The organism is Chitinimonas arctica, from assembly GCF_007431345.1.
Taxonomy (GTDB): domain Bacteria; phylum Pseudomonadota; class Gammaproteobacteria; order Burkholderiales; family Chitinimonadaceae; genus Chitinimonas; species Chitinimonas arctica.
Map to the genome: position 1 here is coordinate 4,011,733 of NZ_CP041730.1, position 24,569 is coordinate 4,036,301.

Here is a 24,569-nt window from a genome sequence, read left to right on the forward strand (position 1 = left end):
ACTAGACAATTCGTCACACCACGATTCCACAAACGACCGCCATGACCAGGCCTCAAACCATCGCCACCATCCAAACCGAGCACCTGATCTTGCGTGCGCCCACCGGTGCCGATTTGGCGGCAGCGTTCGAGATTTTTTCCGATCCGGCTACCTGCCGGCACAATCCAGCCGGACCGTTGCGCAGCATGGACGCAGCCGCCGACCTGCTGTGGCGCTGGCAGATGCACTGGGTACGGCATGGGTTCGGTTTCTGGGTCGTGTGCCGCCGCGAAGCACCTGAAGAGGTCTTGGGTTTCGGCGGATTATCGTGGCGGAACTATGGCGACAAAAATCGTCTGAATCTGGGTTTTCGCTTCAAGGCCGAGGCTTGGGGCCGGGGATTTGCGACGGAACTGGGCCAGGCTGCCATACAGCTGGCTTTCAGCGAGTTGGGCGAGGACGAGGTGTGGGCGATGGCCGATACCGACAATCTCGCGGCGCAACGGCTTATCGCCAAATTAGGCCTGGCCCCGGCTGGCCTGGTGCAAGCCTTCCCGTGGCTGCCGGCCACGCCCGCCTATCGCCTGGCCGCCGATGAAGCGGCCTGCCGCCACCTGTTGGCGCGCTTGGCGGCGAATGCCAAGCCGGAAGTGCAGGGGCGCGCGCGGCAATCGACCTTGGTGATATAGAGTCGTCGCTTATGGCGACGGTAAACCATCCCCACACACTGTGGATAAAGCCAGGAACAAGTAAGGGGTAAGTCCGGCAAGTCCCTGTCCACGCTGGTTTTTCGAGGGGCTGCCTGTTTTTTGGGCGGCATTAGTGTTTTCCCAGGTGATTGAGCGGCAACGCGGTGGTCTGCTTGATCGCCTGCAGGACAAAGCTCGACTTCACGTCGATCACACCCGGGTGTTGCAGCAGGGTATCCATCACGAAGCGCGAGAAATGCGCCAGATCCTCGAATATCACCCGCAGTAGATAATCCATCTCGCCCGCCATGGCGTGGCAGGCCACCACCTCCGGCCATTCCTGCACCGCCCCTGCAAAAGCGGCGAACTGGCGCTCGCGCTTATCCAGCATCACCCGCACGAAGGCTTCCAGCCCCAGGCCCAATCTGGCAGGCTCCAGCAAGGCGACATAGCGGGCGATCACCCCTTCGCTTTCCAATCGCTTGAGTCGCCGCAGGGTGGGCGAGGGGGAGAGGTTGATCGCCTCGGCCAGTTCCAGATTGCTTAAACGGCCGTCAATCTGCAGGGCTGCGAGGATTTTCAAGTCGATTTTGTCGAGCTCGGTCATTTTGTGCGCCTAGTATTTGGTTTATTGGCATTTTATGCCAATGCTGCACTGCTTCGGCATGCATTTAGCAAGCACATTGCGCGTCGGCTTTCGTATCCTTGCCGCATCGTCAGACCCGAGCCATTCGGGCAGGAGCAGACAACATGGAAGAAGCAGTCATTCCCCGCGGCATGCACGATTGCATACCCGACTACCGCGATATTCACGCGGTCGAAGTACCCGCCTATACCGATATCGAGCACCATACCTGGGCGCAGTTGTACGCCAATCAGCACAAGGTGCTGCCGGGCCGGGCGTGCGACGAATTCATGGCAGGGCTGGACACGGTAGGTTTTCCGGCGGAGCGTATCCCGGCGCTGGCCGATATCAGCGACCATATCGCGGCGCATAGCGGCTGGACCATCATGCGGGTCGACGGCCTGGTGCCCAACTACGAATTCTTCAAGCTGCTGTCCGAACGCATCTTCCCCTCGACCGACTTTATCCGTCGCCCGGATGAACTCGAATACACGCCCAGCCCGGATATGTTCCATGACCTGCTGGGCCATGCACCCCTGCTGGTCAATCCCCGCTTCTGCGCCTTCTTCGAAAAATTCGGCCAGGCCGGCGTGAATGCCTTCACCAACCCGGCGATCGATCCGGCCGCCCGCGACTGGCTGCCCCGCATCTACTGGTACACGGTGGAATATGGCCTGATCCGCAATCCGGGCGGACTGCGCATCTATGGCGCCGGCATCCTTTCCTCGCCCAAGGAAGTGCTCTACAGCTTGTCGGACGGGCCGAAGAAACTGCCCTTCGATCTGGAAGTGATCGCCAACAAGTCCTACGACATCTGGCATATGCAGGAAGAGCTGTTCGTGATCGATAGCTTCGATCAGCTGGAAGACAGCTTCTACGCCTGGGCGCACCGCCACGGCCTGCTGTAAACAATAAGACGACTATTTGCATACCAACAGGAGAGCAGCATGACCGATCCCATCAACCCCATGGGCACCGACGGCTTCGAATTTGTCGAATTCACCGGCCCCGACACCAAGGCCCTGGGCGAGTTGTTCGAACTGATGGGCTTTACCGCCATCGCCCGGCACCGTTCCAAGGAATGCACCTTGTATCGCCAGGGCGACATCAACCTGATCGTCAATGCCGAACCGCACAGCTTCGCCTCCCGTTTCGCCACCCAGCACGGCGCCTCGGCCTGTGCCATGGCATTCCGGGTGAAGGATGCCGCCAAGGCCTATGAGCGCGCCCTGAAGCTGGGCGCCTGGGGTGTGGAAAGCCGGCCGAACGCCATGGAAGTGAATATCCCTGCCATCAAGGGCATCGGCGACTCCTTGCTGTATCTCGTGGACCGCTACGAAGGCAACAGCAAGGCATCCATCTACGATATGGACTTCGTGCCCATCGAAGGCGCCGATCCGGCCGGCAACGATTGCGGCCTGAAGGTCATCGACCATCTCACCCACAATGTGCACCGTGGCGCCATGGACAAGTGGGCTGCGTTCTACGAGGACCTGTTCAATTTCCGCGAAATCCGCTACTTCGATATCGAAGGCAAGCTCACCGGCCTGAAGAGTCGGGCCTTGACCAGCCCCTGCGCCAAGATCCGTATTCCCATCAACGAATCGAGCGATGACAAGAGCCAGATCGAAGAATACCTGCGCGCCTATAAGGGCGAGGGCATCCAGCATATCGCGCTGACCACCGAAGATATCTACGGCACCATCGAGAAGCTGCGCGCACGCGGCGTCACCTTCCTGAAGACGCCGGATACCTATTACGAATTGCTGGACAAGCGCCTGCCCGGCCATGGTGAAGACGTTGCCCGCCTCAAGCAGAACAATATCCTGCTCGATGGCGCCCCCGGCGAAGGCGGCGGCCTGCTGCTGCAGATCTTTACCGAGACCTGCATCGGCCCGATCTTCTTCGAAATCATCCAGCGCAAGGGCGATGAAGGCTTCGGTGAAGGTAATTTCCGCGCCTTGTTCGAATCGATCGAACTCGACCAGGTACGCCGCGGCGTGATCTCGGCCGACGGCAAAGTAGCCGCCTGACCATCCCCGGAGACATGACTATGGAATGGATACGCCTGCCCCTCGCCGAGGGCATCTATACCAAGCAAGCGCATTGCGACTTGCCGGACGGCACCTTCGAACGGGAAGTCGGCAAGGAAGGCTTCGGCGGCCCCGCCGCCCATTTCGTCCACCGCCACGCCCCAACCGGTTGGCTGAGCTTTGACGGCCCGGTCAAGCCGCGTGCCCTCGACTTCGCCGAGAGCAAGGACGGCCATGCCTCGCCCTGGCAAGCGCCGGTGATGATGCACAACAGCCACTGCGAAGTGCGCTGGTGGCGACTGGCGGAAAACATGCCGGCATTGGCACGCAATTCGGATGGCGACCAGCTGCTGTTTATCCATGACGGCGCCGGCGTGCTGTTTTGCGACTGGGGCCGCCTGGAACTGGGCGAAGGCGATTACGTGGTGATGCCGCGCGGCAGCATGTGGCGTATCGAAGTCAGCCAGCCCTTGGCCGTATTCATGGTGGAGGCCACCGAGGACAGCTACCGCTTGCCGGACAAGGGCATGTTGGGACCACACGCCATCTTCGATCCGGCGGTCCTGGTACGGCCGGTGATGGACGATGCCTTCCGCGCCCAGCAGACCGAAACGGAAACCCGGGTAGTGGTGAAGCGGCGCAAGTCGCTGACCACCATCACCTATCCGTTCAATCCGCTCGACGCCCTGGGCTGGCATGGCGATCTGACCCCGGTCAAGCTGAACTGGCGCGATATCCGTCCGGTGATGAGCCATCGCTATCACCTGCCGCCCTCGGTACACACCACCTTCCAGTGCAACCGCTTTATCATCACCACCTTCTGCCCGCGGCCGATCGAATCCGATCCGGGCGCGCTCAAGGTGCCGTTCTTCCATAACAACGACGACTACGACGAAGTGATCTTCTATCACAAGGGCAACTTCTTCAGTCGCGACAATATCCACCCCGGCATGGTCAGCTTCCATCCCAGCGGCTTTACCCATGGCCCGCATCCCAAGGCCTTCGCCGCCGGCGCCGCCGCAGTGAAGAAAGAGACCGACGAGGTCGCCCTGATGATCGATGCCCGCGACCCCCTGGATCTGACCGATGCCGCCCTCAAGCTGGAGTGGACCGGTTATGCCGACAGCTGGAAAGTGAAAAAGGATCAAGCGTAATGAAACTCGCCAGCCTGAAACACGGCCGTGATGGCCGTCTGATCGTGGTCAGCCGCGACTTGAGCCACTATGTCGAAGTCGCCGGGATTGCCGCCACCATGCAGGCGGCGCTGGACGACTGGCAAGCCACCGCGCCGCAACTGCGCGCGGTATCGGATGAACTGAACGCTGGCCAGCGGAGCGATGCGCAAGCTTTCGATCCCGCCGCTTGCGCCGCGCCGCTGCCGCGCGCCTACCAGTGGGTGGATGGCTCGGCCTATCTGAACCACGTGGAATTGGTGCGCAAGGCCCGCAATGCCGAGATGCCGCCGTCCTTCTATACCGACCCCTTGATGTACCAGGGCGGTTCGGACGATATGCTGGGCGCCCGCGACCCCATCACCATCCGCGACGAAGCCTGGGGCACCGATCTGGAGGCCGAGGTGGCCGTCATCACCGACGATGTCGCCATCGGGACCAGCGCCGCCGATGCGGCCGGGCATATCCGCCTGGTGATGCTGGTCAATGACGTCAGCCTGCGCAATCTGATCCCCAATGAACTGGGCAAGGGCTTCGGCTTCGTCCTGTCCAAGCCGGCCAGCGCGTTCTCCCCGGTGGCGGTTACGCCGGATGAACTGGAAGGCGCTTGGCGCGACAACCGTCTGCACCTGCCGCTGCGCGTCTGGGTCAATGGCGAGCGGTTCGGCGAGCCGAATGCCGGCGAGGAAATGACGTTCAGCCATGCCGACCTGATCGCCCACCTGGCGCGTACCCGTAAGCTGGGCGCGGGCTCCATCGTGGGTTCCGGCACGATTTCCAACAAGGATCGCAGCCGTGGATTCTGTTGCCTGGCCGAGTTGCGGATGATCGAGACCATCGAACACGGTCAACCGTCCACGCCTTTCCTCCGGCATGGCGATACGGTCAAGATCGAGATGTTGGATATCGCCGGCAAATCGATCTTCGGCAGCATCCAGCAGTCGGTCCAGTTGATCAAGTAAGGCCGCTACCCGCCATGCAAAGAACGCTATATACCTATTTCCGTTCCTCCGCCGCCTGGCGGGTACGCGCCGTGCTGGCCTGGAAGGGGCTGGACTATCAAGCCATCCCCGTCCATCTATTGCGCGACGGTGGCCAGCAGCGGGCCGCCGACTACCTGGCGCTGAACCCACAAGGTCTGGTGCCGGCATTGGTCGATGACGGGGCGGTCATCGCCCAGTCGCTGGCCATTTGCGAATACCTGGAAGAACGCTATCCGCAGCCGCCGCTGCTGCCTGCCGACGCCCTGGCCCGTGCCCGCGTGCGCTCGCTGGCCATGGCGGTGGCTTGCGATATCCACCCGATCTGCAATCTGCGCGTGCTGCAATATCTGAAGGGTCCGCTGGGCCATACGGGGGAGGAGGCGGACGACTGGTACCGGCATTGGCTGGCGGTGGGATTCGAAGGTATCGAAGCGGAACTGGCCCGTAGCGGCAGTACCCGGTATTGCGTGGGCGACGCCCTTACGCTGGCCGATATCTGTTTGGTGCCGCAGGTGTTCAATGCCCGTCGTTTCAAACTGGATTTGACGCCTTATCCGCATATCGTCGCGGTGGATGCCCATTTGGTGAATCTACCGGCTTTTGCCGTCAGCCATCCATCTGCGCAAGCTGATGCCGAATAACTCGTTGAAATTACGAGCTATCAGCGCTTGCGGCGGGCTTAAATCGACAATGCTGGCCGTAAGCGACACTGAAATTGCACAGTCTCTTTCTCGTTCCTCTCAGTTACTCCCGATATTCGCGCGCCCCGTAACCGGTCAGGCCCAGCAAGCCGCGCACCATCTGATAGGCCAGCCAGGGCAGGCTACGCCGCCACCAGGGCGCCTTGCTCAAGTGGTGTGCAAAAACCTGCTGTGCATCTTCTTCGATATGGCGCTGGATATCGGCGCGCAATTGCTCGGCCAGCGGCGCATCCAAGGCCACGATATTGGCTTCGCGCGCGGCCAGCAGGCTGAGCGGGTCGATATTGGACGAACCGACGGTCAGCCACCGCCTGTCCACCACCGCTACCTTGGCATGCATAAATCCGGCCGTGTATTCGTGGATCTCGGCCCCCGCTTCCAGCAGGGGCCGATATAGCACGCGTGTGGCGTAATGCAGCAGCGCCTGATCGATACGTCCCTGTACCAGGATGATGACCCGTACGCCGCGTGCCGCAGCGGCCAGCAGGCTGCGCCGCAGCGTGAGGCCGGGCAGGAAATAGGCATTGGCCAGTACGATTTCATGTTTGGCATTGCGTATGCCGGCCAGGTAAGCCGCCTGGATGGTGCGCCGATGCCGCATATTGTCCCGCCGCAACAGCGCGGCCCGGACCTGGCCGGCCGGGGCAGGGGGGGCACGGCCGGCGGCAGGCGCCGCCAGTCGTGCTTGAGCTGCATCAGGCAGGTAAAGCGCCATTGACTGGCCGCCACGCTGCGCACCTCGGCCGCCAGCGGCCCATGGATTTCCAGGGCATAGTCATAACGCGGCGCCAATCCCGGCCCTTCCTCATCCTCGAGGATATTGATGCCGCCGACAAAGCCGATCGCGCCGTCCACCGACGCCAGCTTGCGATGCATGCGGCGCAGCCGGTGGGTGTTCAGGTTCAATAGAAAGCGGGGTTCGGGGCGATAGAACAGGAGCTTGACGCCGGCTTTCAACAGGCTGTGGCGCAGAATACGCGGCAGCCGGCCCGCGCCGAAACCGTCCAATAGCAAATGTACCGCTACCCCGCGCCGCGCCGCCCGCATCAATCTGGCCGCAACCAGCCGGCCCACCGAATCGACTTCGTAGAGATAGCTTTCCAGAAAGATTTCCCGCTGAGCACCATCGATGGCGGCCAGCAGGCGCGGAAAGTAATCGGCGCCGTTACGCAGCAAGGTCAGCCGATTAGCGTCGCGCCATGCCATCGGCGGCCTTTTCGTTGCCGAACTTGAATTGGCCCGTTTCGCGTGCCAGCAGGAGCTGCAGGGCCGCGCCTTCCAAGCGCTGCACCTTGCTCAGAAAGCGGCTCGCCTCGCGGCCCGCCAGGGTCTTGACCGTGCGTTGGTGCTGGCGCAGTAGCACCTTGCCATCCTTGCAGGCCAGATAGTCGAAGGGGTTTTCGCCCAAACGTCCGTGCTTGTCTTGCATCTAGAGTCTCTTGATGGTGGCGCTAAGCGGGGCGTGGTCGGATAGACCCTGCCACGCCGCCTGGGTATGGACTTCCGCCTGCAGTACGGCAAAACCGCGCAGATAGATGCGGTCCAGGGTCAGCAAGGGTAGGCGTGCCGGAAAACTGGCCGCCAGGCGGCCATGTACGCTGTGGAATGCTTCACGCAAGCCCAGCGAATCCTGCAATAGTCCGCAGGCATGCTGTTGCCAGTCGTTGAAGTCGCCGGCGACGATCAAGGGTGCGTCGGACGGCACCTCGGCGTGCACATATTCCGCCAGCGCCGCCAACTGCCGGCGCCGGTCGGCGGAGCGCAGGTTGAGATGGACGCATAAGGCATGCAATGGCTGGCTCCAGCCGGCGATATCCAGCTCGGCATGCAGCAGTCCGCGCCGCTCCAGGGTATTGAGGCTGATGTCCTGGTTATGCCAGCCCAGGATGGGGAAGCGCGACAGCACGGCATTGCCGTGGTGGCCTTCGCGATAGTCGGCATTGCGGCCATAGGCATGGTGTAGAGCGTCGTCCGCCAGAAAGGCGTGCTGCGGTGCGGTCGGCCAATCGGCATGCAGGCTGGCCCTTTGCCGATGTTCACCCTGTACTTCCTGCAAAAACACCAGGTCGGCCGCCAGTCCACCCAAGGCTTGCTTCAGCGCGGGCAGGACGTGCCGGCGGTTGAAGGCGGACATGCCTTTGTGGATGTTGTAAGTGGCGATGCGTAGGGGTTTTGATGTTAAATCAGTCACTTACCTTGCTTTCGTGCGGATGCCGCAGGCGAGAAGTATGGCCATTCAGCCTATATGGATCAAATACTTACAAGCCGATTTCGGATGGTACGACATTCAGTTTAGCTTGTTGAAGGCGCTGTTTCCTGGCTTCTTGATCAGCACGCTACAGGCAAGCAGCGTGCCGGCAAGAACAGCGAGAGTCGTAACAGTTCCCTTTCCATCTCTTCCCGGGTTCGCGGGTAGGTCGCGGGGGGCAGCAGTCCGTCAGTGCGCCGCGAGCTGCCCCGCAATGCTTCAGCGCATGTCCTATCGGTGGCTATTTAAATCTTCGAGTTTTTCATTTGCCTTTGAAAAGATAAGTTGATACTTTGCCCGCAGTTTTTCCATTTCCTGGCAAGTAGAATGAATTGGTCCTAAGAAAGCAATTGTGGTATTTTTTGATAAAAATACTTTACTAGGCATAAATTTTTGCTTTACAATTCTATTCAATTTGTCAATTATAGCTTTAACATCCTTATCCCCGGAAAGAAATTCATTTTGCAAATCTCCTATTTCCGTCAAAGCTGCATTTATAATAGTCTTGCAACTGTCCCACGAACCCATATTCGCTGTCCTATCCAAAGGCATGTCTTTGTAAGCATTCGCGAGCGCTTTGGAAGCAATTTCGGCGATCTCTGCCTTCTTACAGTTTCGCAAAACACTATCCCATAATAAGGGACGAGCCCATTCCAGCAATGGTGAAAATACCGTTTTTTTCCTCACCACCTTCCCACATCCTTCAACAAGCTGTGTATGCTTTAATCGCAGCTTGTGGCGCAATTCAAAGAACCGCCGCTCTACCGTATCCACTTTGCGCGCCAAATCGCCACCAGGCGCTTTAATTTCACTAAGTGCGCTTATAATTGCTTCTTTTGAATCGCTGAAACCTTGTCTATCTATATCATCCCTATTTAAGGACAAATCCAGCGAAATCATGTTGCGGTTTACGTCATTAATTATTTTTTCAATTGCCGGGGAAATATACGCACTGTTTAAATTTTTGAAACCCCTGATTCCCATCACGTTCAAGGTAAGGTTCTGTATTGTTTTGGAGCACTGCGCAATTTTCTCGATCTGTATTATTTCATTCGGCCCGGTGTTTTTTTAAATAATAATGGCATCGGAGAATTTTCTTTTATCCGGCTCGGTGCTTTCTTCGATAACAATGGCATCAGAAAATGTATTTCTTCGAACCGCGTCACTCTGTGTACCATCTGCACCCTTTTCCGCGGGGACGCCATCACTTGGCTGAGGAAGTTGTGTGCATTGCGCTTGTCGCTCCTCTTTATTGTCAGTCAGGAGTATATTTTGTAATACACTGTTAGTCTCTATGGTAAATCGCTGTGCATTAGTCAATCCGTCGTTTTGAAACCTATGCGTAAAAATTTCTTGAATGGATTTGAAAAATTTTCTCTTTTTGTCGGTTTTTTCAGGCAAGCGCTCTATTTTTAACTTCGGCGCCTCGTTATGCGAGTCATTATATTGCACCTCCACCGAATAGATCTCGCCGCTTGTCAAGCGAAATGCTCCGGTAAGTTCTTTTCCCTGACGTATTGTTTCAAGGGAATCCATCAGCCATGTTGATAGGCATGCCTTAACATTGTTGGCACCATTTATATCGTAAGTTAACATTAATCGGTCCTTATAAAAAATCCCATTCAGGATGATTGCGTATGTATATACAGTTCAGTCGCGCTCCGCTTTCGACATTGCGCTCTCGTTTTGCTATTTAACACTGTACCCTGCGCAGTCACATATTGGCATGGCTGAGCAGGTGCAGAGGAATGGACGAATCCGCGAGGATTGGGGCGACAGCGACGCCAAGTGTTTCACACCAGGCTTTTGGAGCGAACGGCGTACCCCGCTGTACATACTTCCTTTGATGACCACTATCGTATAGGTTCAAATGCTACGTTTGCTTTCAAAAAATCAGCTTGAACGGTTTTCAACTTCTCTCCTATTTTATTTTTGTCTTCGTTGGTGATAAGCAGGGCAAATCTTTTTAGATCGGCAGGGTGGGTGTTACCTGCAGCAAGCCGCTTTTCAAGGTTAGATAAAGTCCTGTTAATGCCTGCAAGATTTTGATAAATCCCATAAATTTCACGAGCAGCCATTTTCTCATATTCATTTGCATCTTTTCTTATGTTTTTAAAATGATATTTTTCTCGCAATCTGTCTATTTTATCCAGAGCCTCTCCAATTTTACACTTGCAGACTCTGCACCAGCTACTCTCACTACTCGGTTGAGAAAGATGGTTACTTACATTTTCTAATGCATTGGTAGCAATTGTTGCGACCTCTGCCACCAGCTTCGCATGCCTAAACCGCAGCTCATTGCGCAAAGCAAAGGGCTCCCGTTCAGCCGTATCCAATTTTCTCGTGAAATCACCGCCAGAGCCAGATGCGTTGATGGCCTCAAGTGTTCCTTGAAGCGCAGTTATTGACTCGTTGACGTGGTTCCCATTTTCATCATGTCTTAAGGGTGCTTCAGTTGGGAGTTTCTCAGTATTTCTTGTGGGTGTATCGGTATTCGATTCGGTATTTTGTTTAGTCGCGACGATATGGGGAAGCGCACTCCTTGGAAGTGAAAAATCATGTTCTTTTTTTGGGGTGGCAAAAAACGATGTTTCCTCGGCGGTTGAAGTCGACTCATGATTTTTACTACCGGGTAAGAAAATTTTATTTAAATTGCTGCGAGCGACTTTCGTGAATAAATTTGAATTAGTCTCCAGGCCATTTTTACACATGTGCGTAAAAAATTCTCGAATAAATCTTAAAAAGCGACTCTCTTGCCTTTCTCTTTTTCCAAGCTTCCGTTTGACCTTCAATGTGGGCATCCCATCAAGTAGCATCTGGGTATTCACACGCACATGGTATTTCTCGCCCGATGTCAAACGGAACGTCGCTTGGAGTAATGCTCCTTGCTGATTTTCCGGCTTTCCCAACCAACTGTTTAGGCTAGTCTGTACATCTTCTTTTTTAATAGAGCCGATTTTGACCATTTCATAAATCCTTTAAAAAAATCCCATCCAGAGTGGCATATTTATAATCAGTTCAGTACTGCACTATTTTTGATTTTACGCTCTGGTTTTCTTTTCTATTTCTAGCCCTGCTCAAAGGTGCCGGGGCACATGGTTGAATCCAAGGGGTGCAGCTATAGCGACGCCAATCGCAACTCGCCAGTCCGCCTTGGAGACAACGCCTCGCCCTTGTGCAAACAGGATTGTTGCGGGAGGTCTAAGCACATGCGTGATTTCAGTCTCCCCTTTCTCGAGAATAACGTATAGCTTCAATCTTTTCCGTTGCGGCCGAAAATTTAGCTTGATAACCTTTCAGCAGCCATTCTATAGAGCTACGGTTGTTATACCGGGCACGGCATCATTGCGACGCCGAAGCAGGGAGAGGGCTAGCGCAGGGATCACTAAACCTAATAGCATCGTCAGCGGTCAGCAATTGATTGATGACTTGCTACCGCGGCCCGATGTGCAGGAAGAGCGAGTGAAGTACTACTCGTGCAAGCCTTCCAAACCGCTGTTCGACGAGTCATTCGTGTTGATTATAGTATTTTAATAAATGGCTTATGATTCGAATTAAAATGAACACGACATTTAGGCTAGCTTCTCGAAGGCGCTGTTTCGTGGCATCTTGACCGGCGCGCTACAGGCAAGCAGCGTGCCGACAAGATCAGCGCTAAATGCAGAATTATCCCTCTACCACTTGCACGATTGGCGGGTAAGTCACGCTGCTCGCCGGACGGCTGCCTGAATACGTGCAAGAGATCAGTGCATTCCTTATCGAGCGCCAATTATGGTTTAAATTTCTCGTTTGCTTCTGAAACGATAGATTCAGATTGTGCCAGCTGCCCATTTATTTTTCGCCTACATTCCCTGAACTGTTCTAAGACGGTATTTATTTGAGAAGGTGGCATAAGCTTTTCTTCATTGATGCTTTTAAATGTGGTGTTTTTTATAAAATCAAATTCTGTTTCAAAATAGTCAATCTCCATATTTTTACAGCCGTGAGTTATTTTCAGCTCTTCGATTTCCTTAATGACATTGCTTATCTCCTCTTTTTTACCAGCCCACCAGTCTAGAGTTACTTCGCAGTTATCGGATACTGGATCGAGAATAGATGATAATGCTTCGGAGGCGATTGCTGCGACCTCTGCTCTTTTGCGATTGAGAGCAGCTTTCTCCCACAATTCGTTATGCACCTTTTCTTGTGCTAGTGAAGCTTTACTCTTTTTCGCCACTTGGTGCCTGGAGTCTTCTGATAGCGCCCTATGGCTGGTACGCAGCTGTTCGAACAGGTCAAAGAATCGCTGTTCAGCCATATCTACTTTAAGTGCTAAATCCGCTTTAGCCCATATGATGCCAGAAAGTGCATATTTAAGCTGCGTGATAGACTTCATAATAGCGGTGAAACCAGTGCTATCGGGTTTTATGGATTTAGCTATCTGAGCCAGGCTGAGCAATGCATTTTCCATTGCGGTACGGATTTCATCGCTGTTTTCAATTGTTTCAAAACCCTTGATTCCCTTCACGGCCAAGTGGAGGACCTGTAGTTCTTTTGAACATCGCTCAATATTTGTTTTTTCCCGATTTTTACGTAATGAAGAGAGGAAATCCGCGAGCGGTTTATTTACTTCAGCGACCTGCTCGCCATTTTCTTGGGGGGCGACATCTGAATCGCTCACGTTGTCTTCTTTTTCTATAACCGATTCGATGTTTGAAAGCGTATATTTTGCCCCCTCGGTAAATAGCTGTGTATTCGTCACCCATCCGGGGTTTTTCCATCTATGGGTAAATATCTCTTTAATAAAGTTGAAAAAATTGCCTATTTCGCTTTCTTTTTGTCGATTGATTCCCAATTTCGACTCCTCACGGGTAGAGCAGGAGCCCAATTCCACCTTATACTTCTCGCCGGTTGTCAGCACGAAATACCTTGCCGGTATGTCCGTCTCATCCTTTATATCTTTACGCGACATCAACATCCATAATGCCAGGCGAGCATTTACGTTCGCTGCAATAATTTTACCGGTTTCCAGCATTTATCTAAGCCCTCGTAAAAAAACCATGTTTATGACCATAAACAGTTCAGAACCGCGCCGCTTTCGACATTGCACACTCGCTTCCCTATTTTTATCCGTGCGCTATGCTCGGGGACCGAATGTGCGCAATACACCCGCGCTTTACTTGCTAATAATAAATCAAATTTTTAAGTTCCAAGGGTGCTTGTGAAAGTTAGCTAAATTATTTGCCCGCTGCACGTCTATTTCCCTAATTTTCGCCCTGATCTCCGCTAAAATTCCACGTTTAAGGGTGGTATGTAATTTGGGGAGCGCTATGTGCGTACTTATTCTTTTTTTGAAATATTCAAGCGTATTGGTGATGTTATTAATTTCTACGGTTTTTTCTTTAAAGTAAAACTTTGCCTTCAATCTTTTTATTGCTGCCATGGCTCCGTTTATTTCTTTGTTACGAGCGTCCCATTCCCAATTATTCTCACCGCCACATGGATGCACGATTTTATGCGCTTTTGTTAGCGCCTTGGAGGCAATTGCCGCGACCTCTGCCTTTATCCAGTCCCGAAATGCAGCCTTCAATGATTCACTACGCGTCCCCTCCCACGGTTGTGCAGATGTTCTTTTCAATCCATGCGCTTCAGTAATCTGCTCCCCATATGTAAGCAGCTGGTAACTAATGGCAACGAATAGCCCTTTGGCCTTATCAAACTCTGCCGCCCGATTTCCATTGGCTGCTTTGATGGTCTCAATTGCCTCTTGAAGCGCTGCTATTGCTTCTTCGAAGCGAGTCGAGCACTCCTTTGTTATTAGGAGTTTACCTATCGATTGTAATTCAATTGTTGGGGCGACAATTACTCTATGGAAAGGCTTGTTATTCGAATTTTCACCGAGCTTGATACCCATTACCTTCGGGTAGATATCAAGTAAATCGCCTAAGAATTTTTCCAAATTACCAAGCTGTGTTTTTTTCTCGCCCCCGGTAGTTGAAGCCGCCGCGCTTGCTTTACTGGCGGAGGAGCGATTTGACCAAATGCCTTGGGCACCTTTGGTAAACAACTGTGCATTACTCATGCCAAGGTTTTTGCATCTGTGTGTGAAGAACTCGCGAATAGCATTTAAAAATTGCCTCGCCTTGCTAATATTTTTTTCCTGCTCCCGGACGATTTTTAGTTCCGCCTCGCAATGCGGACTCACGGCTTCCACCGTGACCGTGTATGATTCACCGGATGTCAAGGAGAACTGCGTAAGCTCGCCCGGTCTTATTTCATCATTATCCACACATTTTTTTAGATGGCCCTGTACTTCCTCTTTCGAAATATGAGGTATGCCGCGCATTTCATAATGTCCATAAAAAATCATCCAAGGTGCTCCATTTATAAACAGTTCAGTCCTGCTTTACTTTCGACATTACGTTCCCGTTTTACGATTTTCACCTTGCGCTACGCCCAGCCGCGTCGAAGCGTGGCTGGGCCAGGCACAAAAGAGCTGGGTAAAGCAGGGTGGATTGCAGCTATCGTGACGCCAAACGGTCCTTTCCCGCTGACCAACTATCCCCATCTCCTGTGGATAAACACAGGCATAAGCCAGGAACAAGTCCGCTAAGTCATTGGTGGGAAGCGTTTTGGCGGCGGCTGCCTGTTTTTTCAGCACGCCGTATATGAGGCCTTACTGGGCACAGCATCATTGCGACGCTGAAGCGGGGAGAGGGCTAGCGCAGCGTAGTAGGCACACGGCCTATGTTTACGGCGTATCGTCGCCAGGCCCCCGCCCAGGGAGCCGGCGACAGTTCAGTGCGATAGCGTGGTGTTTAAACTCGCCACGCCCACGCTATTCGTCGACCAACTCCGACTTGGCGAACTCGACATCGAGTTTCTCCATCGCATCCAGCGGCGTACCTTCGCTGGCTTCCTCGTACAGCTTGGTCGCTTCCTTCACCTTCTTGTTGCCGAACAGCGCCAACAGGCCATTGGCGAATTCGATGCGGGCAATGGCCGAGTGGGGGATCAATTCCAGCGCCCGGCGGTAGTGGGCCTCGGAGGCATCCTTCGATACGCCATAGGTCAGCGACCCCACCATGCTCCCCACCTTGCCGATGATTTCGGCGTGGTAGGCGCCCAGGGCGATATGGGCTTCGGCGTGTTCGGGGGCGAGGGCCAGGGTCTTGTCCAGGCTGGTCTTGCATTTACCGGCGATGCCCTGGGCCAGCGCCTTGGCAATGGAGATGGCCTGGCTATAGCGGCCCAGGGCATAGGCGTGCTGGTAGTGGGCGTTGATATTGTCGGGGTATTCCTTGGCGGCGATCTCGGCGCGGTCGGCGACTTCCTCGAACAGTTCCTTTTTCTCGTCTTCGTCCTCGACCAGGTAGGTGGCGTAGATGGCCTGTGCCTTGTTGGCGGCATTGATGCCGGCGGCGGTCTCGGCTTTCAAGCCCAGGGCGACGGCGTTCTGGAAGTCGCCGCGATGATAGGCGCGCCAGGCTTCCTGGCTGGCCACGTCGTCCGGCCAGGGTTCCTGGTCGCCGGCATGCAGCCGTTCCCAGTGTTGCCAGAGTTTATCGCCGTCGTAGTCGAAGCCGGCGGCGTCGTGGGGAAAGGCATTCCAGTGGCTCATTGCAGTCTCCGCGTGGCTTATTGGTTTGCCACATTATAGGCCGGCGTCCGATTCGGAAAGCCTCCTGCAAACGGCGCAGCCGGCCTGGGTGGCCGGCTGCGCGCGGAGGCGTTAAAAGTGAATGAAATCAGGCGCGAAACAGGTTCAGGGCATTGCCGGGTTCCTGTGGCATGCCGGCCACACCGGGGAATACCACGCTGCCGGCACCGGGGGCGACCCACTCGGAAATACTCGCATAGACGCGTTCGATGGCGGTGAGCCCATCGATATCGGGGCTCTGCTTGCCCAGCTTGGCCAGTTCGCTGGTGGGGAAGGGATTGCCGTAGAAGCCGCCACGCACGTTTTCGCCGATCACGATCATATGCGATCCACGCCCGTGATCGGTACCGCCCGCGCCGTTGGCGCGCAATTGCCGGCCGAATTCTCCCCCCAGCACCAGGACCATATTCTGGCGGCTGGCGGCTTCGACCGACTGCCACAGCGTATCCAGCGCCTTGCCCGTGCCGAACAGGTCTTCGTATCGCGGTTCTATCATGGCGATCTCGCCGGCATGGCTGTCCCAGCCGTCGTAGCACAGCGAGGCGACCCGCATATCGAACAGATCGCGGTTGCGGATCGCGTCATACAGATTGCGGATCTGTTCGCCCATATTGGCATTGTTCAGCCGGCTGGGCGGCAGGCCGGTGTACAGCTTGCTGATGGGAGCGGGAATGGGTTGCGCGTCCAGTGCGCGGTTCATGCTGCTGCCGAATTGGCGCAAGGAGCGTTCGCTTTGGATAAAGCGGCCATAGACATCGCTCTGCGCCAGCTTGGCCGCCTTGCTTTCATAATAGTTACGCAGCGAGTTGGCCATGGAGCGGTCATAGGCATTGCCGGGCAGATCGACGGCATCGCTCAAGGCCAGGCCACGTGAATTCTTCATATTCAGCAGGCGGTCGTTGCGGTGGTCCAGCGGGTCGGTGGGGTGCGGGCCGAAGCAGAAGCTGCTGGGCGCCGCGCTCATCGAGACGATACGCGAGCTGCCGCCCAGGCCGGCGACCAGGCGGCCCCCCAGCCGGGCTTGCCGAACTGGGTGGGCAGCGTGTTGCGGTCGCCGTGGTTCATTACCAGTTGGGCGTGGGCATGATCGCGGCTGCTGGCGCCCAGGACATTGTGGATGATCGCGACCTTGCCGGCATCCCACATGGTCTTGAGCCAGCCGCATTTCTTCAGTATGCCGAACTGGGTGCCGTTGGCATTGGCGGTGACATAGGCGGCGGCGAAACGCGCGGCGACGGCCTGGTTGGACCCGGCGGGAATGCCATGGCTGGCGGCACGGGCTTGCCAGTATTGATAGGCCCAGCTTTGCGGATTGGTGTCCGGTGCCGGCGGCAGCAGGTGGCGGAAGTCCGGGCCGCCGGTCAGGGCGATATTGACCAGAACGCGGCGGCTGAGCGGGGCGGCGATGGCGGGAAGACCGTAGCTGGCCAAGCCGCTGGCGGCGGCGAGCTGGAGGAAGTTGCGACGATTCATGATTTTTTCCTCAATTGCTGGCCGGGCGTACATGCGCCCGGCCATTCGGGTTGGAACCGGCCGATTCAGCGGCCCTGTTGCACCATGGCGTAGGGGGTGGCGAGGATGAATCCTATGGCCATGTTCATGCGCAGATTGGCGGCATCGTGCTGGCGGCTATCGCTGGTGGCGAGGCTTACGGTCTGCGCGCCGAGCTGGTCGAGATTGGCGCCGGCCACCGCATTCGTTCCTCCTCCCAGCAAGGCATAGACCTGCTGGCGCTCTTCGGTACCGAAATTCTTCAAGCCATCGGCGATAAAGCGCTGCCACAGCCATTCCGCCGTGCTCTTTACATCATAGGCACCGGCTTTGTTGCGTGGGGCCACGCTGGCCCAATCCTTGCGGCCGCTTACGCCGGCCTGATCGCTGTAGCTGCCGTAGCGGGCGTTGCCGTTGTATTCGTTGACGGCGCGGTTGTAGAAGGCCCGGAACACATCGGCGTTCTGCGAGGCATCCACTCCGGTGGTATGGCCGAACACATTGTTGGTCGGGTTGAACACCACGTACTCGTCACGATTGCGCACACCGTTGACCCAGGTGGGCTCGTACAGCGCGATCAAGGCTTCCTTCTGGCTCAGGGTCTGGCCGTTGCCCGCCATCATGTGGTGGTCCAGCGGGGTCCAGTACTTGACCCGTGCTGCACTGTGGAACTGCTGCGAGATCGCGTAGGTGCGCAGGAACAGCAGCAGCCCGTTCGGCTTGTCGGCCAGTTTGGCCCAGATCTGGCGCAGTTCCGCCTTCTTGGCTTCGGTGGCGGTGTCGTTCTTCGCCAGGGTGTCGTCGGCCAGTCCTTGCGCAATCATGATAGGCAGGTTCGCCAGGCTGTCCGGGTGGACGATTTCCATCTTGGCCAGGGCAAAGATCTTGTCGCGGGCGCTGGCGCCGGCCACGTTCTGGTGCAGGATTTCCAATGCACCGGTGTTGTGGTTCTGGGTACCGAAGCGAACCGTGGTGTCATCCCAAACCGGCAGGGTGATATCGGTCAGCATCCGCGCGGTGTTCTTGACCGTTACCGATTCGTGATAATCGCCTTGTGTGTCGACGGCTTGGCTGGTGCCCAGCACGCCGAAGAACAGTTGGTGAAATTCGCGGGCAAAGTCTTCGTTGCCCTGGAAGCTGCCATTCTTGATGCGGTTGTCGTAGGTCTGGTATTGACGGGTGATCGCGGCGCTGGTCGCGGCTTCGGCCATTACTTCGGCATAGGGACGGCCGGCGGTCAGGGCGGTCTGGATCGCGTCATACATGGTGCCGGCCTGCTTCCACGCGATGGTCGCGTTGGTGTTGGCGACCATGTGGTAGCTCACTTCCCATGCGCCGATGCGATAGCGCACCGGGTTCAAGCCACGCGTCTGGGCAGCTTGCAGCATGATGGCGTGCGGGGCGCGCCAGTAATCGAATACGAACTCGTAACGGCGCCGGACCGGGAAGGGGCTGCTGCTGCCACTCCAGTATGCACCCAGCGATTTCAGGCTGCCATCGCCATTGCCCAGCACATTCGCTTCGCCGGCTGGCGACAGCTTGGGATTGGTCGGCGCAAAGGTGAGGATCTCGTCGATGGCGGCACGCGGGCTCATATTGGCCCAGAGCGTGATCTGCTGATCGGTAGGTTGGCCCCCCCAGGCAAATACCTGCAACACCTTGCGCACGGCGGTTTCATCCCAGGTCGCATCATCCACCACGCGCGCATCGGGAACGCTGACGGCGGACAGCGCGACAGGGCGTTCCAGTACCGGGAAGCCGCCACTGGCAACGGCGGGTTGCGCCTGGCTCGCAAGATGGTCGATCGCATCGGCGACCGGCGGTGTGGTTTCCTTGGATGTTTCGCTGCCGCTGCCGCAGCCGGCGAGTACCAGAAGGGAAAGCAGGCCAAGGCCGGAGAGTTGCTTGTTCATCAGTGCGTTCATTTTTCCACCAGTAAATTATGTTTTACTAATATGGCTAAAACTCTAACAGTAAAATTTCTCCTTGAAAAGCGGTATTTTTCTATAAGTACTTGATTTGTATTGCTGATGAGTCTGCTATCGAGCGGCGGGGGCGAGCGCGTAAGCGCCTTTCAGCTGCTTCGGCAGACTGCTCCAAGGCAGAAAGACGGGGCGGAATGCGGTAGTGAAGCGTGGAAAATCGCTTCCTGCTGGAGGGATGCGGGGGGAGGGTAAGCGAGGGTGACAAGTCGAAGCAGCCATCCTCCGGTGAGGATTGGCTTGATCGTACGTCGATCAGTTGCTTGCTTGTTTGTGAGCTTCAGCATGTTCGCGTGTCATTTTTCTGGATGGCGCATCCTATTGATCACGTGAATCTGTTGCTTTCGTAAACGGCAATAACCTATCTGTTTTTGAATCACTCTTGGCCCGTAACCATGGCCACGATTAGCGAGAAGGCTTGAATGATGGGGAGAAGCAATCCCCGTTCAGGCCTGCTGGTCCGCAGGGGCGCTTCTGCGGTGGAAGCGCTTCCGCGGACCAGCGGCGCTAAGCCGCTACAAGACCCTGCTACTTCCGGGCCGTTGGCGTCGAATAGGCGATCGACAAGGTGTAGGCCTTTCCGCCGCCTGCGTAGGCGCTGACCTTGATATAGACGACCTGGCTGACCGCGCCACTGCGGTAGCTGAGCGACTCGGTTGCGGTGCTGCCTTCGGATGCCAGCAATTGCTGGCCGCTTTCGTTAAGCAGATACAGCTCATAGTCGCTACCGGTCGGCCCGGTCATATCTACCCGCAGGGTTTCATTCGGCTTGAGCGTCAGGCGGAAAAAATCCTTGTCCCTGCTGTTGCCCATGCTGGCGCTGACCTTGGTCTGGTTGGCGCTCAATACATTGGCGCCGGCCAGCGTACCGTTCGGTTCGGTTTCGGCGCCACTGCCGCCACCATTGGCGATATTGAATACCAGGCTGGGGGAGCGGCCTTCATTGCCGGCGGCGTCAAAAGCCCGTGCCAATACCGTGTGGCTACCATCGCTCAGACCGGTCGAATCCAGGGAGATGGAAAAAGGCAGGGTGGCATCGCTACCGCGCAATTCGCCATCCACCAGGAAATCAACGCCGGTAACGCCCACATCGTCGCTGGCATTGGCCGCCAGCTGGATGGCGCCGCTGCTGCCCGTGACGGTTGCAGTGACTTGTGGTGCGGTGGTGTCGCTACCGCCAGCCTGGTTGATCCAGATGGGGGCCGACCAGAGCAGCTTGCCGTCGTCCTGGGTCAGCTTGGCGTAGTAGAAGTGCTCGCCTGCGGTAGGGGTAAAGCTGATGCTCGCCTGGTTGGTCAGCAGGCTGACGGTGCCGTCGCGGCCGGGTACCCCTTCGAAGATCTCGACCTGGCTGACGCCGCGGCCCGCGCTATTGGCGAAATTGGCGGTCAGCTGCAAGGGGCCGCTGTTGTTGAAGCGTTCCCCCATCAAGTGGCCATTGCCGCTGAGGATAAGCTGCGATTGTTTGTCCATGGTGGCGAACACCCGGCGCGCACGGATTGCGTCCAGGAAACTGGCCTGGTTGAACGCCACGCCGGTAGGGATCAGGACGGCGGTGCGATTGGTGGACGACATGCCCCAATTGGCGCAGTGATTGTCCTGGTTGCTGGTGGGGGCGACATGGAAGCCACGTTCGAGAATCAGGTTGAAAGCCGATTCATAATTGCTGAGATGGGTTTCGGACTCGGTGGTGTCGTTGGAAAACGCCGAGGTGTTGGCGATTTCCGCCAGGGCCATGACGGCATCGCCATCGGCACTGAAACCCAATGACTTACCGCCTACGACAAACTGTCCGCTTCTTTCCGGATGATTGAACTGGCCCAGCAGGCCCTGCTGGCGCATCACGGCGTAGAGCGCCTGGTAATCGCTCTTGGCGGTAAAGCGATCGGCCAGCAGTTCCTTGGCGGCATTGTATTCCCAGCCCAGCAGTTCGTTGCTGTTGAGGATATTCAAATGGCCGCCATTGCTGATGACGCCCCATTCCATGCCGTAGATCGCCAGGAAGTCGCTGTGATTGATGTTGTAGCTGGCGGCGGAATTTACGCCTGCACGGTAGCGGTCGCGTGCGGTGGCTGCGCTGGTGCTGGCCTTGGTGCCGGACGAACCATCGAAGTAATGGTTGTGCTCCGAGGTCATCAGGAAGTCCAGGCCGTGTTCATCGGCATAGGCGTAGGCATCGGCCGGTCCGAATTGGCCGGTTTGCGCGCCTTGCGAGGAGGAGCAGGTCTCAACCACGCCACCGCCGTCCGAATCGTTGGTCTGGCTGTGCAGATTGCCGTAGTAAACGGTGTAGGGGAGCGCATTGCCGGCCGGTGTGGCGGCAATCCGCATGGCGCGGCGCGCCTTGCCCGCGGTCGCGGCGGTGGGCAGTGCCGTAAAGCGGGCCATCGCTGGCTTGGCCGGCCTGCCCAGCTGGATATCCCAGCTTTGCTGTATCAGATCATGGCCACGGGCCTGCGCCAGGATGCGTGCCACGCGTGCCGATTTGTCGCCGGCGATGGCGCCGGCTTGCAGCGGGTCGATGATAGTGCTGCTCATTCTTACCCGGTAGATTCCGTCGGCCAGGGCCTTGCCGGCGGCACGGCCTGCCCAGGGTACTTCCACGGTAAGCGGTTTGCCTCGGTAGCTCGATTCATCCAGCCAGCGCTCGATCACGGCGCCGTTCGGCGCCAGCAGTTCCAGTTGCCAGGCCACGGTCTGCAGATAGCGCGCACCCGGGTAGCTGAACTGCATGGTGAAGCGGCGTGCGCCACCGGCTTCGGCCGAGTTGAAAGGCGCGGTCAGTGTTGCTTCGAATTCAAAATGGTCCGGGTCTTTGCTGCCCGGTGTGGCGGCGTGAGCACTGGCGAGGGCGATGGATGCGGCCAATGCCAGCCAGCGCAGCTTATGCTGCGGCTTTTTGCGAATACTCATGACTTCCCCTAATTGACTCCCGGCCAAATCGTTTGTCGGCGGGCGCCGCATTCTAGGGGTGACGGTTGATACCGATATTACAATTTGAAAATTTATTTTTAACTATGCCGGCGACGTTGCGGCAAACAAACATGGCAAAACGCCGACGCGGGGAAGCGTCGGCGTTTTTTTTCAACAATCGATTTTAACTATGCCGGCAGTTCAGGCGGGGATGGCGGTATTGGCCGAACGTTCGCCGGTCTGCAAGCGCCACAGCGCCGCATAAGCACCATTCTGTGCAAGCAATGCCTCGTGCCGGCCACTTTCCGTGATGCGGCCATTTTCCATTACATAGATGCAATCGGCTTGGCGAATGGTGGAAAGGCGATGGGCGATCACGATGGTGGTGCGGTTGCGGCTGACCACATCCAGGCTGCGTTGGATGGCCGCCTCGGTTTCGTTGTCCACCGCGCTGGTGGCTTCGTCCAGGATCAGGATGGGTGGGTTCTTGAGGATCGCCCGGGCCAGGGCCAGGCGCTGGCGTTGGCCGCCGGACAACTTCTGGCCGCGTTCGCCGATGCGGGTGGCAAAACCCAATGGCAGCTTTTCAATGAACTCGGTGGCCTCGGCGGCACGGGCGGCGGCGGCGATATCGGCATCGCTGACGTCGTCCATGCCATAGCCGATATTGTCGGCCACGGTGCCGTCGGTCAGGAAGCTGTCCTGCGCGACATAGCCGATGGCGCGGCGCAGATCCTGCAGATTCAGCTCATCGATGCGCTGTCCGTCGAGCAGGATCTGGCCGGCATTGGCGGTATAGAAGCGCAGCAGCAACTTCACCAGGGTGGACTTGCCCGATCCGGTGGAACCGACAAAGGCCACGGTCTTGCCGGCGGGAATCTGCAGGTCGATCTCGGTCAAAGTCGGCGTTTCGCCGTAGGAAAAGCCGACCTGTTCGAAGCGCAGCTCGCCCTTGGCCGCCTCGACCGGGAAGTGGCGACCCTCGTAAGGGATATTGATGGGGGTGTTGAGCAGGTCCATGGCGCGATCGATGGCTGCCATGGAGCGTTGATACATATCCGCCACTTCGGCCAGGCCGGTCAATGGCCACAGCAGACGCTGGGTCAGGAACACCAGCACCGAGTAGGCGCCCACCGCCAGCTCACCATGCAGGGTGAGCCAGCCGCCATACACCAGGGTAGCAGTGAAGCCGGCCAGGATGGCCATGCGAATGACCGGGGTAATGGCGGAGCTGACGCGGATGGCACGGGCATTGGCCTTGCGGTAGCCATCGCTGGCTTCTTCGATATGCCTTGCTTCGAAACCTTCGGTGGCGAAGGCCTTGATGGTTGCCAGGCCCAGCAGATTGTTATTGAGACGGGCGCTGACATCGCCGGCGGCGACCCGTACTTCGGCATAGCGCGGGGCCAGCCGTTTCTGGAACCAGAACGCACCGATCAGGATGGCCGGTACCGGCAGCAGGGAGATCAGCGCCAGCGATGGTTGCAGGGCGAAAAATACCGCGCTGACCATGATGGAGGAGCAGACCACCTGGATGATCTGGTTGGCGCCCCCGTTGAGGAAGCGCTCCATCTGGTTGATATCCTCATTGAGGATGGACATCAGATTGCCGGTGCGCTGATTCTCGAAGTAGGCCATCTCCAGCTTCTGCACATGGCGATAGGTGTCCAGCCGCAGATCGTGCTGCAGGTTTTGCGCCAGATTGCGCCATTTCACGCTGAGCAGGTATTCGAAAAAGGATTCGCCACCCCAGATCATGACGTTCAGCACGCCAAGCAGGATCAGCTGGTGCCAGGTATCGGTAATGCCGAAGCCGCCCAGCACTTGCTTGGCCAGGAAACTCTTGTCGCCGTTGACGACGATATCGACCGCTACGCCGATCAATACCTCGGGGAGGATATCGAAGAATTTATTGACGATGGAGTAGAGCGTGGCGAACCGGAAGTCGCGTCGGTAAGCGCCGGCATAGCTGAATAGTTTCTTGAGCGGGTGCATGGGGGAGAATGGCGAGCGGGTGGGCCACGAACGATAGCGCGTTCTCGCCGTTTCATAAACCTTCATGACCGCGCCGGGCCTGGTTTTGCGGCGCACTGGACGAAAAAAAGCCGCCGGGT

The 24,569-nt window shown here is 56.9% G+C and carries 22 protein-coding genes and 1 pseudogene; 7 read left to right on the forward strand and 16 right to left on the reverse strand.

Translation table 11 applies throughout. The features are described 5' to 3' along the window. Nucleotides 1-41: 41 nt before the first annotated feature. On the forward strand, nt 42-668 hold the full coding sequence (locus FNU76_RS18265) for a GNAT family N-acetyltransferase (protein ID WP_144279521.1): 627 nt from the start codon (nt 42-44) through the stop codon (nt 666-668). Nucleotides 669-798: 130 nt separating this feature from the next. On the opposite strand, the gene FNU76_RS18270 is transcribed toward FNU76_RS18265, so the two are convergent. Further along, entirely contained in the window at nt 799-1,275 is a 477-nt protein-coding gene (locus FNU76_RS18270) for an Lrp/AsnC family transcriptional regulator (protein ID WP_144279522.1), read from the reverse strand. 143 nt (nt 1,276-1,418) lie between these two features. On the opposite strand from FNU76_RS18270, the gene FNU76_RS18275 reads away from it, so the two are divergent. Genes FNU76_RS18275 through maiA form a run of 5 tightly spaced genes read left to right on the forward strand, consistent with a single transcriptional unit; the run spans nt 1,419 to nt 6,122 of the window. Then, nucleotides 1,419-2,201 carry a phenylalanine 4-monooxygenase gene (locus FNU76_RS18275; protein WP_144279523.1) on the forward strand — a complete coding sequence of 261 codons (783 nt, stop codon included), beginning with the start codon at nt 1,419-1,421 and terminating at the stop codon, nt 2,199-2,201. Nucleotides 2,202-2,240: 39 nt separating this feature from the next. Then, nucleotides 2,241-3,326, forward strand: coding sequence for a 4-hydroxyphenylpyruvate dioxygenase (hppD, locus tag FNU76_RS18280; RefSeq protein ID WP_144279524.1), 1,086 nt, complete (start codon nt 2,241-2,243; stop codon nt 3,324-3,326). Nucleotides 3,327-3,346: 20 nt separating this feature from the next. Continuing rightward, on the forward strand, nt 3,347-4,480 hold the full coding sequence (locus FNU76_RS18285) for a homogentisate 1,2-dioxygenase (protein ID WP_144279525.1): 1,134 nt from the start codon (nt 3,347-3,349) through the stop codon (nt 4,478-4,480). Beyond that, nucleotides 4,480-5,460: a fumarylacetoacetate hydrolase family protein gene (locus FNU76_RS18290; RefSeq protein WP_144279526.1), complete on the forward strand. Its 981-nt coding sequence runs from the start codon at nt 4,480-4,482 to the stop codon at nt 5,458-5,460. The genes FNU76_RS18285 and FNU76_RS18290 overlap by 1 nt, the downstream gene beginning before the upstream one ends. A 14-nt stretch (nt 5,461-5,474) precedes the next feature. Further along, a complete protein-coding gene (maiA, locus tag FNU76_RS18295; protein WP_144279527.1) occupies nt 5,475-6,122 on the forward strand; it encodes a maleylacetoacetate isomerase in 648 nt (215 codons plus the stop codon). Between the two features lie 103 nt (nt 6,123-6,225). Here the strand turns inward: maiA and FNU76_RS24680 are convergent, their stop codons facing one another. Next, nucleotides 6,226-6,897: a phospholipase D-like domain-containing protein gene (locus FNU76_RS24680; protein ID WP_223879083.1), complete on the reverse strand. Its 672-nt coding sequence runs from the start codon at nt 6,895-6,897 to the stop codon at nt 6,226-6,228. A 41-nt stretch (nt 6,898-6,938) separates the two neighbouring features. Between FNU76_RS24680 and FNU76_RS24940 the strand changes: the two genes are divergently transcribed. Continuing rightward, nucleotides 6,939-7,091, forward strand: coding sequence for a hypothetical protein (locus FNU76_RS24940; RefSeq protein WP_263405629.1), 153 nt, complete (start codon nt 6,939-6,941; stop codon nt 7,089-7,091). On the opposite strand, the pseudogene FNU76_RS25310 reads toward FNU76_RS24940, so the two are convergent. The 14 genes and pseudogenes from FNU76_RS25310 to FNU76_RS18360 all read right to left on the reverse strand — a co-directional run. Continuing rightward, nucleotides 7,059-7,388 (reverse strand): annotated as a pseudogene (locus FNU76_RS25310) (phospholipase D-like domain-containing protein); the annotation flags it as partial. The gene FNU76_RS24940 and the pseudogene FNU76_RS25310 overlap by 33 nt on opposite strands. Beyond that, complete coding sequence (locus FNU76_RS18305) at nt 7,369-7,611, reverse strand: hypothetical protein (protein WP_144279528.1); 243 nt, start codon at nt 7,609-7,611, stop codon at nt 7,369-7,371. The gene FNU76_RS18305 and the pseudogene FNU76_RS25310, both read right to left, overlap by 20 nt. After that, a complete protein-coding gene (locus tag FNU76_RS18310) occupies nt 7,612-8,373 on the reverse strand; it encodes an endonuclease/exonuclease/phosphatase family protein (RefSeq protein WP_223879084.1) in 762 nt (253 codons plus the stop codon). It lies immediately after the preceding gene. Between the two features lie 288 nt (nt 8,374-8,661). Further along, a complete protein-coding gene (locus FNU76_RS18315) occupies nt 8,662-9,423 on the reverse strand; it encodes a hypothetical protein (RefSeq protein ID WP_144279530.1) in 762 nt (253 codons plus the stop codon). 75 nt (nt 9,424-9,498) lie between these two features. Next, entirely contained in the window at nt 9,499-10,026 is a 528-nt protein-coding gene (locus FNU76_RS18320; protein ID WP_144279531.1) for a hypothetical protein, read from the reverse strand. Nucleotides 10,027-10,283: 257 nt separating this feature from the next. After that, nucleotides 10,284-11,396 (reverse strand): hypothetical protein, encoded by a 1,113-nt coding sequence (locus FNU76_RS18325; protein ID WP_144279532.1) that lies wholly within the window; start codon nt 11,394-11,396, stop codon nt 10,284-10,286. Nucleotides 11,397-12,199: 803 nt separating this feature from the next. Further along, a complete protein-coding gene (locus FNU76_RS18330) occupies nt 12,200-13,444 on the reverse strand; it encodes a hypothetical protein (RefSeq protein WP_144279533.1) in 1,245 nt (414 codons plus the stop codon). A gap of 159 nt (nt 13,445-13,603) precedes the next feature. Continuing rightward, nucleotides 13,604-14,779: a hypothetical protein gene (locus FNU76_RS18335; protein WP_144279534.1), complete on the reverse strand. Its 1,176-nt coding sequence runs from the start codon at nt 14,777-14,779 to the stop codon at nt 13,604-13,606. A 468-nt stretch (nt 14,780-15,247) separates the two neighbouring features. Then, entirely contained in the window at nt 15,248-16,030 is a 783-nt protein-coding gene (locus FNU76_RS18340; RefSeq protein WP_144279535.1) for a tetratricopeptide repeat protein, read from the reverse strand. A gap of 127 nt (nt 16,031-16,157) precedes the next feature. Next, on the reverse strand, nt 16,158-17,033 hold the full coding sequence (locus FNU76_RS18345; RefSeq protein ID WP_179958176.1) for a DUF1501 domain-containing protein: 876 nt from the start codon (nt 17,031-17,033) through the stop codon (nt 16,158-16,160). Further along, complete coding sequence (locus tag FNU76_RS24160; protein WP_179958177.1) at nt 17,030-17,542, reverse strand: DUF1501 domain-containing protein; 513 nt, start codon at nt 17,540-17,542, stop codon at nt 17,030-17,032. The genes FNU76_RS18345 and FNU76_RS24160 overlap by 4 nt, the downstream gene beginning before the upstream one ends. Before the next feature lie 65 nt (nt 17,543-17,607). After that, entirely contained in the window at nt 17,608-19,473 is a 1,866-nt protein-coding gene (locus FNU76_RS18350; protein ID WP_179958178.1) for a DUF1800 domain-containing protein, read from the reverse strand. A 597-nt stretch (nt 19,474-20,070) separates the two neighbouring features. Continuing rightward, a complete protein-coding gene (locus tag FNU76_RS24165) occupies nt 20,071-22,455 on the reverse strand; it encodes a CehA/McbA family metallohydrolase (RefSeq protein WP_179958179.1) in 2,385 nt (794 codons plus the stop codon). Between the two features lie 201 nt (nt 22,456-22,656). Further along, nucleotides 22,657-24,516, reverse strand: coding sequence for an ABC transporter ATP-binding protein (locus FNU76_RS18360; RefSeq protein WP_223879085.1), 1,860 nt, complete (start codon nt 24,514-24,516; stop codon nt 22,657-22,659). Nucleotides 24,517-24,569: the final 53 nt, after the last annotated feature.

Bases quoted from the DNA above. Each gene is read 5' to 3' on its own strand.
- FNU76_RS24680 (WP_223879083.1), bottom strand. From the start codon at position 6,897: ATGGCGCTTTACCTGCCTGATGCAGCTCAAGCACGACTGGCGGCGCCT.
- FNU76_RS18335 (WP_144279534.1), bottom strand. From the start codon at position 14,779: ATGATTTTTTATGGACATTATGAAATGCGCGGCATACCTCATATTTCG.
- FNU76_RS18265 (WP_144279521.1), top strand. From the start codon at position 42: ATGACCAGGCCTCAAACCATCGCCACCATCCAAACCGAGCACCTGATC.
- FNU76_RS18285 (WP_144279525.1), top strand. From the start codon at position 3,347: ATGGAATGGATACGCCTGCCCCTCGCCGAGGGCATCTATACCAAGCAA.
- FNU76_RS18330 (WP_144279533.1), bottom strand. From the start codon at position 13,444: ATGCTGGAAACCGGTAAAATTATTGCAGCGAACGTAAATGCTCGCCTG.
- maiA (WP_144279527.1), top strand. From the start codon at position 5,475: ATGCAAAGAACGCTATATACCTATTTCCGTTCCTCCGCCGCCTGGCGG.
- FNU76_RS18325 (WP_144279532.1), bottom strand. From the start codon at position 11,396: ATGGTCAAAATCGGCTCTATTAAAAAAGAAGATGTACAGACTAGCCTA.
- FNU76_RS18320 (WP_144279531.1), bottom strand. From the start codon at position 10,026: ATGTTAACTTACGATATAAATGGTGCCAACAATGTTAAGGCATGCCTA.
- FNU76_RS24165 (WP_179958179.1), bottom strand. From the start codon at position 22,455: ATGAGTATTCGCAAAAAGCCGCAGCATAAGCTGCGCTGGCTGGCATTG.
- FNU76_RS18360 (WP_223879085.1), bottom strand. From the start codon at position 24,516: ATGAAGGTTTATGAAACGGCGAGAACGCGCTATCGTTCGTGGCCCACC.
- FNU76_RS18350 (WP_179958178.1), bottom strand. From the start codon at position 19,473: ATGAACAAGCAACTCTCCGGCCTTGGCCTGCTTTCCCTTCTGGTACTC.
- hppD (WP_144279524.1), top strand. From the start codon at position 2,241: ATGACCGATCCCATCAACCCCATGGGCACCGACGGCTTCGAATTTGTC.
- FNU76_RS18345 (WP_179958176.1), bottom strand. From the start codon at position 17,033: ATGAGCGCGGCGCCCAGCAGCTTCTGCTTCGGCCCGCACCCCACCGAC.
- FNU76_RS24940 (WP_263405629.1), top strand. From the start codon at position 6,939: ATGGATTTCCAGGGCATAGTCATAACGCGGCGCCAATCCCGGCCCTTC.
- FNU76_RS18340 (WP_144279535.1), bottom strand. From the start codon at position 16,030: ATGAGCCACTGGAATGCCTTTCCCCACGACGCCGCCGGCTTCGACTAC.
- FNU76_RS18305 (WP_144279528.1), bottom strand. From the start codon at position 7,611: ATGCAAGACAAGCACGGACGTTTGGGCGAAAACCCCTTCGACTATCTG.
- FNU76_RS18270 (WP_144279522.1), bottom strand. From the start codon at position 1,275: ATGACCGAGCTCGACAAAATCGACTTGAAAATCCTCGCAGCCCTGCAG.
- FNU76_RS18275 (WP_144279523.1), top strand. From the start codon at position 1,419: ATGGAAGAAGCAGTCATTCCCCGCGGCATGCACGATTGCATACCCGAC.
- FNU76_RS18290 (WP_144279526.1), top strand. From the start codon at position 4,480: ATGAAACTCGCCAGCCTGAAACACGGCCGTGATGGCCGTCTGATCGTG.
- FNU76_RS24160 (WP_179958177.1), bottom strand. From the start codon at position 17,542: ATGAATCGTCGCAACTTCCTCCAGCTCGCCGCCGCCAGCGGCTTGGCC.